This window comes from Acidimicrobiales bacterium (assembly GCA_030747595.1).
Classification (GTDB): Bacteria; Actinomycetota; Acidimicrobiia; order Acidimicrobiales; family MedAcidi-G1; genus UBA9410.
On sequence record JASLKK010000004.1, the window covers coordinates 185,889 to 195,081 of the forward strand.

The window sequence follows — 9,193 nt, forward strand, 5'->3', positions numbered from 1 at the left end:
GAGGAGCCGCCGCTGGACACGGTCTTCCCACCGTGCGATCGGCCCCCACTTCGGTGGGGGTCGTCTCGCGTCCCGGATAAGCCAAGTAGGGCTCCGTGTGCCAAGTCCATCAGCTGTGTGGCTACCACGCCTATTTCGAAAGCTGTCGTGTGAGGCGTGTTGTAATCGTCAGCGAGTGGCAAACGCCTCGGTCAGGCCTGCGCCCTGGAAGCCGTCCGGAATCGAACCGGTCGTGGCGTAGAGGTAGAGCGCGGTCTGGAAAACAGCTCCGAGAGCGATCAGCACGACGACGACCAACGCCACCCAGGGCACGGCGATTACCAGACCGACGGGGCCGGCCAGGAACACCACGAGGATCGCCGGGATCATGGCAGCCAGTCCCAAGAGGCCGAACCCGATCTGGGAAGCGAGGTTCTCTCCCCACGTGCGCTTGAGTAGCGACGCTGAGGCCTTAAGGCCACTGACCGCACGGTGATCATCGACCACGATGGCTGGGATGACGAGGAACGATGCTGCCTCCCAGGCCATACCGATCATGCTGACGGCGAACTGACCGAGTCGACCCGAGCGTTCCTTGAGTGCTGAGAGGACGAGGCCCACAGTGGCCGTGAGGAGCGCCCACGGCAGCAGGCCGCCGAGATGGGAGAAGGCCCGACTCAGCGCCGACTTCACGGTGGGGTCGCCACCCGAGAGCCGTTCGTGGGCTCCGGCCACCAGGGCGCCCTTGAAGAACACTCCGACCACGCTGAGGATCAGGGCGCTAGCGATACCGGCGAACACCAGCACCGGGTCGACCTGCCCTTCCTCTGACGAGAGGCCAGAGAGATCAGTCGCGGCGAGAGTCGGAAGCCAGAGCACGAGGAGCGCCCCGACGGACACCAGGAAGGAGAGCACCGGGAGTACGAGCAGCTCCCGATCCTTCCGTAGTACCTGCCACGACACCTTGGCCAACGTGATCGTTCTCGAGATGCGTCCCATACGGCGACCGTAGCGTCGATCGGTGACAGCCCGAAAAGCCTGTCGGTTGGGTCTAGTGGCGGCCCGCTAGCCCTGTCTCATGATGAGATCTGAACGCAATGGGATCGGAGAATCAGGCGCCTGGGGCAAGGGTGGCGAGGATCTCAGTGAGGTCGTTGATGGTCGTCCGGGGGTTGACGATGCACACGCGCATGGCCGGCTCGCCGTCGAACGTGGTCGTGGTGAGCATGGCGGTCCCGTCGGCCATCAGTCGGTCACACCACGCCTGGTAGTCGTCCGCACCCCATCCGTGGCGGCGGAAGGCCACGACCGACAGTTCGGGTTCGACGATCAGTTCCAGGTGGTCGGCAGCCACCACGAGATCACGGGTGGCTCGGGCGACTGTGAGCGTCTCTTCGATGGCGTCCCGGTAGGCGTCGGTCCCGTAGGTGGCGAGCGAAAACCAGAATGGCACTCCGAGGGCTCGGCGGGTCAAAACGTGGGCGTGGTCACACGGGTTGAACACCGTGTCATCCATGAGTGGTTCGAGGTAGCCGGCGTGCTGGGTATGGGCCCTGCGGGCGGCCGCTGGCTCCCGGTAGACGAGCGCCGCACAATCGAATGGGGAGAAGAGCCACTTGTGGGGATCCACGACGAGCGAATCGCAACGCTCCACCCCGTTGTAGAGGTTTCGGACCGAGGGCGCAGCCAAAGCCGCACCCCCGTAGGCCCCATCGACATGGAACCAGGCACCGGAAGCGGCACAGGCGTCGGCCACCGAGTCGAGGGCGTCGACGATTCCCACGTTGGTGGTTCCGGCGGTGGCCACCACGGCGAACACCTCGGTCCCGGCGGGACGACCGTTGATGGTCGCCGTGACGGCATCACCGGTGAGGCGCAGTTCGCCGTCAAGGTCGGCGAGGAGTACATCGACGTCCATGACACGCGCTGCCGAGTCGATCGAGGCATGGGTGCTGGCCGATGCCACGACCGCCCATCGGATCGGTCGGTCCAGTCCGCCGGCCATTCGGGCCCGGTTGGCGACGTCGCGTGCGGTGACTAGCGCGGACAGGTTCCCCATCGTCCCGCCGGTGACGAAGCAGCCTCCCGCCGTGTCGGGCAGGCCGGCCAGATCGGCGATCCAGTCCAAGGCCTGGTTCTCGGCGTAGACCATTCCGGCGCCGTCTAACCAACTCGAACCCGCCACCGAAGAGGTGCCGACCACGAAGTCAAAGGCGCTGGCAGCCGGGGTGGGTGCACCGGCCACGAAGGCCAGGTAGCGGGGGTTGTCCGCCGCGATGTTGCTCGGGGCGAGGTGTTCGACATAGCGGCGGAGTGCTTCGGTGCCACCCAGTCCCTCCGCGGTGATGGTTTCGCCGACGAGGTCTCGGAGCTCGGCGGCGCTCTTCGCCGGCTGCATGGGAGGCTGGTCGGCCATCCGCTGGAGAGCGTGGTCGACGACAGCCCTGACGAGGGCCTCGTTGTCGGCGTCGAAGTCGTGCACGCCGGGAGGCTACGGGCCTCCCTCCGCTCGGCGAGGGTCCGGTGAGGCGAGGTCCAATATCGGCTCGTACCTACTTCAGTAGATACAGCGGTTCCTGGTCGAGGTCAGCGACGGTTCCCTGTGGATCAGCTTCTGAAAGCGGTCGCGATTTGTCCTCGGTGCTACGCCGATCCGGGCCTATGGGCCGGACGGGATCAGACGTCGGGGTGGGCGGCGAGGTAGGTGACCTCGAGGCCGCCGGTCAGGTACGGGCCGAGTGCCTCGGGGAGGCCGGTCTCAATTCGCCATGCCAGATAGGCCTCATGGTCGGAGCGTTGGGCGAAAGTCTCCCAGAGGATCACGAAATCCGGGTCGTCGGCATTGGAGAACACCTCAACGGCTTCACAGCCGTCCCAGGCCCGGGTTTCAACGAGGGCGCCCTTAAGCAATTCGAGGAGTTCCGGGCCCTTGCCCTCTTGGCAGGGAAACCCCACGTGGATCGTCTGAGACATCTGATTGCGCCTTCCGCCTGAGTGGAATCAGGTTGATTCCGCTGGAGATCTGATCTCATCAGAGTCATGATGGGGTTGACAAATCGTCAGCCGTTTACAGCTTTCGGAGGCTGGTCAGATCCGGCTCAGCGTGTGCCGGCTGCCGTCGACGATGAGGTCGAGATCGACGGCCCCGCCCAAGACGTCGAAGGGCGCGGCGGAACCGTCGGAGCACGTCAGGGCCCATGAACCGTCGGTGGGTAGACCGGAGACCCGAACAGACGTACATGTTCCAGAGAGCGAGGCGTTTCGAGGTTGAGCAGCGAGATGGAGGGCCGCTCCGTCCCACCAGGCCTCGCTGAGCGCGACGTCGGGGAAGTTCACTCCGGTGATCGTCGGTTCGGTGAATCGGTCGACGGGATTCTCGGCGAATATCCGACTCCAGGCACCCGGTTGGCATACCCAGCCGGCCATGACCCTGGCGTTCAACTGACCCCGCGGGTGTGGCTCGCCGAGTCCGAATCCGAACGTGAACTCGCCGAGGTCGTGGTCCCAGGTGGGTTCGTGGATGTCATCGAGAACCGCCCATATCCGCTCGCGGATCCTGTCGTCGTCAAACTCGCTGGTCTGCATGGCCAACAACGAGGCGAAGTTGGGATCCTCGAGTCCGACCGGGTTGGCATCGCCATCCAGTCCGGCAAAAGCCACGGCCATCTCCCAGATGGAGTGCGCAACGTCGGGTCGCTGTGGTGCGAGATACCAGACCGGCGCCAGGAGCGCCATGGGGCTGGACACATGTTCGTCGACCACCGGGTCGTAGTAGAGGTCCATGGCCACGGGCCGACCGTCCTGCCACGTCACATAGTTGGCCGTGGCGTGTTCCCACCACGGGTCGAACACCCGATGGTGGTCGGTGCCCATGAGTGTGTCGTGCAACCTCAGACCGAGGCCGGCGCCGCTTAGTCAATAGGGCCAAATCTTGGTGTTCTCACAGTGCACGCCGATCGGGCGATCCCTCCATTGGTCGGCTAGATGGGAGGAGATGGCGGAGTGGGTCCAAGTGAACGTGTGCTCGCCGTCACGGATCATGTCGAATGGCTGGTCCCAACGGTCATCGCCGGTGACGTGGCGGTGGAGCCCGAGCAGCAGACCGAAGAAGCCCTTGAAGAACAACATGCCGTCCGCCGCAATGGGGTCCATTTGGATGCCGTACGGCTCAATGCCATTGGCTGTCCAACCGGGCACGTCGTATTCGCCCCACAATGGCTCAGGTACGAGTGGGCGCCAACCCTCTGGGTAGCGGGAGCGGTCGGGGTCGGGGCCGAACTGGGTTAACCAGTCCGAGGCGGCCCACCACGATGTATGGCGCTCGACCAACTCGTCGAGGATTTCGGCGTAGGGCTCCCGCCACGCCGGGGTCCGGTCGGCCATGAGGGCCACGGAGTAACTGGAGTCGACGAGGTCGAACCGGTGCCACGACAGCATCGGTTCGCCAGTGCGGTCATCCCAGTGGGGGTGAGGCTGACCGTTGCGGTTCCAGTCGTCAGGGGTGGTGGCCTTGCGATGCAGGTACCGCAGCCAACCCAGTGACCGCTCGTCGAGCGGGGTGGGCGCTGAAGTCTCGCTCATGTGGCGCTCACCTCGAAGAGCAGACTGCAGCAGGTCAGGGCACCCTCGGCCTTGGCCAGTTCGGACGCCTCAACGGTGTGCACGGCGAATCCGGCGGCAGAGATCCGTTCAGCGGTGTGGGGGAAGGCGGCGGCGACCAGCACGGTGCCACCCACCCTAACGACGTTGGCTGCGTCGGGTTCTGACGGATCGACCGGGATGCAGCGTCGGTCGCCCAGCTCGCCAACGTCGACCCGATCGGGATTGAGGACCAGGGTGTCGTCGTCCAGGGCGGTAACCGCCGACTTGAGGTGTAGACAGCCGCGCACGTCCGTCCCGTGGACGCGATAGCCGTGGTCGCCGACGATGGTCCGGAACTGGTCTATGGCTGCCAGATCACTCCGGCTGGTGATGCCGATATGGACGTCTCGACCGGCAACCAGCACGTCGCCACCGTCGAGGATTCCCGGAGAGGAGATGTGGGCCAGGATTCGGTACGGCGCGAGCGCCCGTTCGATGCTGGAGCGTTCGTCGCGCCGGGATTCGGCGCCAGGCCGGGTGATGACGGCCACCTCATCAAGCACGACGGCTACGTCTTCGACGAACACCGAGTCGGGGAGGCCGGGTTCGGCCGGTAGGCGCTCGACACGGCAACCCAGATCAGTCAGGGCCGTTTCGTAGGCGGCGTGCTGTTCCCGGGCGGCATCGACGTCGATCGGGGTGCGTTCTAGGTGAGTCAGCTCACAGTCGGCAATGGCCGGGCTGACCTCTCGGGTGACGGCGATGAGCATGGAGGTTGGCGTCCTGCTTCCGTGGTCAGATTGCGTAGACGCGGGAGGCTGTGCCGGAGAACATCGCGGAGCGTTCGTTGTCGGTGAAGTCGCTGACCATCTTCTTGAAGGCGTTGTAGAGCACGCGGTACGAGACCGACACCCTGTCGACCGGAAAGTTGCTTTCGAACATGCATCGTTCGGGCCCAAAGCAGTCGATGGTGTGCAGGTAGTGGTCGCGGTGGGCGGCCACCACCTCGTCAGACGTCGGCGGGCAGTCGGCTAGGTGCCAGTCAAAGCCGTTGTCGGGCATGGCCAGGCCGCCCAGCTTGGCGACCACGTTGGGGCAGCGGGCTGCCTCGGCAATGTCGATCTTCCACTGCTCGAAGATCTCGTCGCGCTGATTCGCCCAGGGGCCGACACCCAACGGGGTGCCGAAGTGGTCGAGGATGATCGTGGTGTCGGGAGCTGAACGGGCCAGATCGACGAAGTCCGGGAGTTGGTAGTGGTAGTGCCAACTCTCATAGGTGTACCCGTGGCGGCCCAGCAGGCGAACACCGCTCCGGAACCCCTCGTTGGCGGCCAGCCCCGACGGTGCTCGCCCGGGAATAGTTAGCACCTCGGGGTGGGTGGGGTGCGAGATGGCGTGACGGATCCCCCGGAATAGACCGTTGCCGGCTGTCACGTGGGCATCGAGCACCTCAGGCAGTAGATCCCCTAGGCGCAGGTCGGCGTAGGCCACGATGCCGGCGATACGTGCACCCGGTCCCGCCATGCTCTCGGTAGCCAGACCGGCCACGAACTCAGTCTCGCCGACTGGACGGAGGTGTTCCGGCCCGTCGTCGCGGTACTCGGCGTGGCATTCGATGAAGACGGTCCTGGTGACCCGATGACCCGATCCGGTATCGGCCCAAAGGTTCTCCAGCACGTAGTCGGCGCCGGGGATCTGCCACAGGTGGTGGTGGGGGTCGACGATCTCCTGTTCAGGATCAACGATCTCCTCATCGACCTGGGCATGCCACTCGGGCCGGTCGAAGGCGAGGGGCTCGCGGTCTGCCATGGTTACCGAATCTAGCCTCGGACGGTAAGGCTGAATCCTGAAGTGATCGTCAGGGAGGAGCCCACCTAGAGACCGGATCACACGGTCTTCGCCTTGCCCTCACTGCCTCGGCCGGAGTGCTGCGTCTCTCGCCGATGGCTGCCGCAGTGGAACGGTTGCTCGCCGACATTGGCGTGGTGCACACCACTCTTACCGTTGAGTTTCACCGCTGAGAGGGTGATCGCCCCAAAGGCGGTTAGGGGATTCCAGATACCCCTGGAGTTGACAACGGCAACGGATCAGGGAAAGAAGCTGAAAAGCCGGACGGCTCGAAACCGGCCGGCCCTAATCGCATCTAGGTTCCAGGCATGGTGGGACTCAGGGCGACTGCTTGGTCAGTGGCGGGAGCAGCGGTTCGATGGGCGGCGGCCATTGCCGGCAGGGCCGCCGCGGTAGGCCCCGACCACCGGATGGCCCGAAACTTTGGCGGGTTCGGTGGCGGCAGCATCCTTGGGTGGCCGACCGGACCGGTGTTCGGCGAGCGGTGGATCTGGATTGGGAGTGACACTCTGATCGCCCCGCACGTGACGCTGTCGGCCGGAATGGCTACCTGGGAGGCCACCTCTATCGAGCCAGCGGTTCGTATTGGTGACCGATGTCTTATCGGGCGGGGCACGGCGATTGTCGGGCATTTGGCTATCGACATCGGCGACGACGTGTACACGGGAATGAATGTCTACATCACCGACCAGAACCACGGTTACGAAGATCTAACCCTCCCGATCGGGGTGCAAGCGCCCTCTGAAAAGCCGGTAACCATTGGCCCGGGAAGCTGGATCGGGTCCGGCGCAGTGATCCTCCCAGGGGCGCGAATCGGTGCTCACGTCGTCGTCGGGGCCAACTCGGTGGTCCGCGGTGAAATCCCCGACCACTCAGTGGTGGTCGGCGTCCCTGGTCGAGTGGTACGACGCCACGATGGCACTGGGTGGCGGCGCGTTGGGGAAGCCCTCGACCTCTGAAGGGACTGTCGTTCGGGGTCGAGTCCAACACCATGAAAGTCGAAATCGAACCGCAGTGCATTTGTCTTGTTCATCTGGTCGTCCAACTGGAGGTCGGGCTGACCGACTTCAGACACCGGTCCTAGGCGAGGGGCCCCCATGCCTCGTAGGAAGACGGTGTTCTCAACGTCGACACAGCGACACCTGGGCTGAACTCGGCAACTTGGCAGAAGTATTCGCGCATCGGCGAACCCGGGAACATTGGGAGGCCGACGAGTGGTTCGTTGCCGTCGCTCATGGACAACATTCAGCGGGTCCAAGCTTCCGGTGACGTCATGAGAAGGGTTGGCGGTAGCACCTGATGGTTAACTTGTTGACAGGAGGTGAGAAATGGGTGCAGTAAGCGATTTAGGACTCGAAGTGAAACCGGCCAACGTTTTTCAACGGCTCGTCCAGGCGGTGGGATCGAGTCGGCCAGGGGCGTGGCTGTTTTCCAAAACCCTCTACCAGCCGGACAAGGCGTTGTTCAAGGCCACTGGAGGCCGTTTGACCATCCCGGCCCTCGTCGCTGGACTGCCGGTGATAATGGTGACTACAACTGGGGCGAAGACCGGGAAACGCCGAACCATGCCGCTTCTCGGCATTCCGGTGGGAGAAGACCTGGCGGTGATCGGATCCAACTACGGCCAGAAGCACACGCCGAGCTGGGTGTACAACCTCGAAGCCGATCCGTCGGCAACTATCGGATACCGAGACTCCACAGTGGAAGTGGTGGCCCATCGAGCAGACGAAACCGAAACGGACCGGATCTTTGATCTAGCCAGCACCGTCTACCCCGGTTACGCGAAGTACCGCAAGAGGGCCGAACATCGCGTTATTCAGGTGTTCGTCCTCAAGACGGACACTCAGGGAGTGGCCCTCTAGCCGCCCTGGTCAAGGTTCACGAACGGATAGCGGGTTTCTTCGGCGCGAGAGGTGGTTGAAGTTCGTTCTTGACGACTGTTCCGCTCGGTGACCGCTGAGGTCAGCCGTCGGCAGTCTCCGGTCCGATGATCCCTCCGACCTCAGAGATGACGTCGGCCGGAAAACCGCTCCGCTCGGAATGCTCTAGCACGAGGCCCTCGTCGGCCGCCTCGTAGATGCAGAAGGACTTGTCGGCCGTCCCGTAGGAATGCCTCCAGGTGATGTCCTTGCCCTCAGCCCGCATCGCCTCCAGGGTCTCGTTCGAGTGTGCCGCAGCGCCTTGCAACTCGTCAGGGCCCATTGCTCCCAAGCCCGGCATTGATCGTTCGATTACGTACAGGGCCATGGTTGCCACCTTCCGATCCGGTGACGGCCAGTGACGCCACTCGCCACTGAGGATCTCATTACCAGAGGGGAGTCGTCAACCGATCCCTGAGGGGTGGGGCGACTCAGGAGCCTCTATGAGTGTCGTCGAATGATGAGCTCCACCCCCCCCGTCGGAGGGGAACGATCCTGTTGTGGTGTATCCGGACTCGTCGATTGGGACTTGTTCAAGATGCAGTCGCTTGTCTCCCGAACTCACGAGAGTCTTTGCAACTTCTCAGTCCCCTCCGTCGAAGGGGACTTGTCTGCCCTTCTGGAGACTTGATTTGGTCCCGCGTGAAGCGAAGAGAGAAAGTAGGTGGCTGTGACCGTGAACAAGATTCTGGCAAGCGTGGTTGCTCTGGCGTTCTTTGCCGCTGGATGCGGCGGGAGCGCAACGACCGTTGCACCTGCGACGACTGTGGTTTCGACGACGACGGCTGTACCTGCGACGACTGTGGTTTCGACGACGACGGCTGTACCTGCGACGACTGTGGTTTCGACGACGACGGCTGTACCTG

12 protein-coding genes are annotated in these 9,193 nt (G+C 63.9%); 2 read left to right on the plus strand and 10 right to left on the minus strand.

Annotated features, from left to right (window positions below):
* Window positions 1-168 precede the first annotated feature (168 nt).
* The 7 genes from QF777_04780 to QF777_04810 form a co-directional block, all read right to left on the minus strand.
* The gene (locus tag QF777_04780) at window positions 169-978 is read right to left on the minus strand and encodes a DUF6159 family protein (GenBank protein MDP6910863.1); all 810 of its coding nucleotides are present in this window, start codon (window positions 976-978) and stop codon (window positions 169-171) included.
* A gap of 112 nt (window positions 979-1,090) precedes the next feature.
* Complete coding sequence (locus QF777_04785) at window positions 1,091-2,461, minus strand: pyridoxal-dependent decarboxylase (protein MDP6910864.1); 1,371 nt, start codon at window positions 2,459-2,461, stop codon at window positions 1,091-1,093.
* A gap of 194 nt (window positions 2,462-2,655) precedes the next feature.
* Complete coding sequence (locus QF777_04790) at window positions 2,656-2,952, minus strand: hypothetical protein (GenBank protein ID MDP6910865.1); 297 nt, start codon at window positions 2,950-2,952, stop codon at window positions 2,656-2,658.
* Between the two features lie 114 nt (window positions 2,953-3,066).
* Window positions 3,067-3,852: a hypothetical protein gene (locus QF777_04795; protein MDP6910866.1), complete on the minus strand. Its 786-nt coding sequence runs from the start codon at window positions 3,850-3,852 to the stop codon at window positions 3,067-3,069.
* Window positions 3,853-3,894: 42 nt separating this feature from the next.
* A complete protein-coding gene (locus QF777_04800; protein MDP6910867.1) occupies window positions 3,895-4,560 on the minus strand; it encodes a hypothetical protein in 666 nt (221 codons plus the stop codon).
* Window positions 4,557-5,330 carry a N(G),N(G)-dimethylarginine dimethylaminohydrolase gene (locus QF777_04805; GenBank protein ID MDP6910868.1) on the minus strand — a complete coding sequence of 258 codons (774 nt, stop codon included), beginning with the start codon at window positions 5,328-5,330 and terminating at the stop codon, window positions 4,557-4,559. The genes QF777_04800 and QF777_04805 overlap by 4 nt, the downstream gene beginning before the upstream one ends.
* Window positions 5,331-5,355: 25 nt before the next feature.
* The gene (locus QF777_04810; protein MDP6910869.1) at window positions 5,356-6,369 is read right to left on the minus strand and encodes an amidohydrolase family protein; all 1,014 of its coding nucleotides are present in this window, start codon (window positions 6,367-6,369) and stop codon (window positions 5,356-5,358) included.
* Window positions 6,370-6,716: 347 nt separating this feature from the next.
* Between QF777_04810 and QF777_04815 the strand changes: the two genes are divergently transcribed.
* Window positions 6,717-7,367: an acyltransferase gene (locus tag QF777_04815; GenBank protein ID MDP6910870.1), complete on the plus strand. Its 651-nt coding sequence runs from the start codon at window positions 6,717-6,719 to the stop codon at window positions 7,365-7,367.
* 121 nt (window positions 7,368-7,488) lie between these two features.
* Here the strand turns inward: QF777_04815 and QF777_04820 are convergent, their stop codons facing one another.
* On the minus strand, window positions 7,489-7,644 hold the full coding sequence (locus QF777_04820) for a hypothetical protein (GenBank protein MDP6910871.1): 156 nt from the start codon (window positions 7,642-7,644) through the stop codon (window positions 7,489-7,491).
* Window positions 7,645-7,736: 92 nt separating this feature from the next.
* Between QF777_04820 and QF777_04825 the strand changes: the two genes are divergently transcribed.
* Window positions 7,737-8,270, plus strand: a complete 534-nt coding sequence (locus QF777_04825; protein MDP6910872.1) for a nitroreductase/quinone reductase family protein — start codon at window positions 7,737-7,739, stop codon at window positions 8,268-8,270.
* Window positions 8,271-8,370: 100 nt separating this feature from the next.
* Here the strand turns inward: QF777_04825 and QF777_04830 are convergent, their stop codons facing one another.
* Entirely contained in the window at window positions 8,371-8,655 is a 285-nt protein-coding gene (locus QF777_04830; protein ID MDP6910873.1) for a DUF4242 domain-containing protein, read from the minus strand.
* Between the two features lie 233 nt (window positions 8,656-8,888).
* A partial coding sequence (locus QF777_04835) for a hypothetical protein (GenBank protein MDP6910874.1) occupies window positions 8,889-9,193 on the minus strand: 305 nt, incomplete at its 5' end.

Coding starts and splice junctions, on each gene's coding strand:
- QF777_04780 (MDP6910863.1), bottom strand. CDS start 978: ATGGGACGCATCTCGAGAACGATCACGTTGGCCAAGGTGTCGTGGCAG.
- QF777_04790 (MDP6910865.1), bottom strand. CDS start 2,952: ATGTCTCAGACGATCCACGTGGGGTTTCCCTGCCAAGAGGGCAAGGGC.
- QF777_04795 (MDP6910866.1), bottom strand. CDS start 3,852: ATGGGCACCGACCACCATCGGGTGTTCGACCCGTGGTGGGAACACGCC.
- QF777_04800 (MDP6910867.1), bottom strand. CDS start 4,560: ATGAGCGAGACTTCAGCGCCCACCCCGCTCGACGAGCGGTCACTGGGT.
- QF777_04805 (MDP6910868.1), bottom strand. CDS start 5,330: ATGCTCATCGCCGTCACCCGAGAGGTCAGCCCGGCCATTGCCGACTGT.
- QF777_04810 (MDP6910869.1), bottom strand. CDS start 6,369: ATGGCAGACCGCGAGCCCCTCGCCTTCGACCGGCCCGAGTGGCATGCC.
- QF777_04815 (MDP6910870.1), top strand. CDS start 6,717: ATGGTGGGACTCAGGGCGACTGCTTGGTCAGTGGCGGGAGCAGCGGTT.
- QF777_04820 (MDP6910871.1), bottom strand. CDS start 7,644: ATGAGCGACGGCAACGAACCACTCGTCGGCCTCCCAATGTTCCCGGGT.
- QF777_04825 (MDP6910872.1), top strand. CDS start 7,737: ATGGGTGCAGTAAGCGATTTAGGACTCGAAGTGAAACCGGCCAACGTT.
- QF777_04830 (MDP6910873.1), bottom strand. CDS start 8,655: ATGGCCCTGTACGTAATCGAACGATCAATGCCGGGCTTGGGAGCAATG.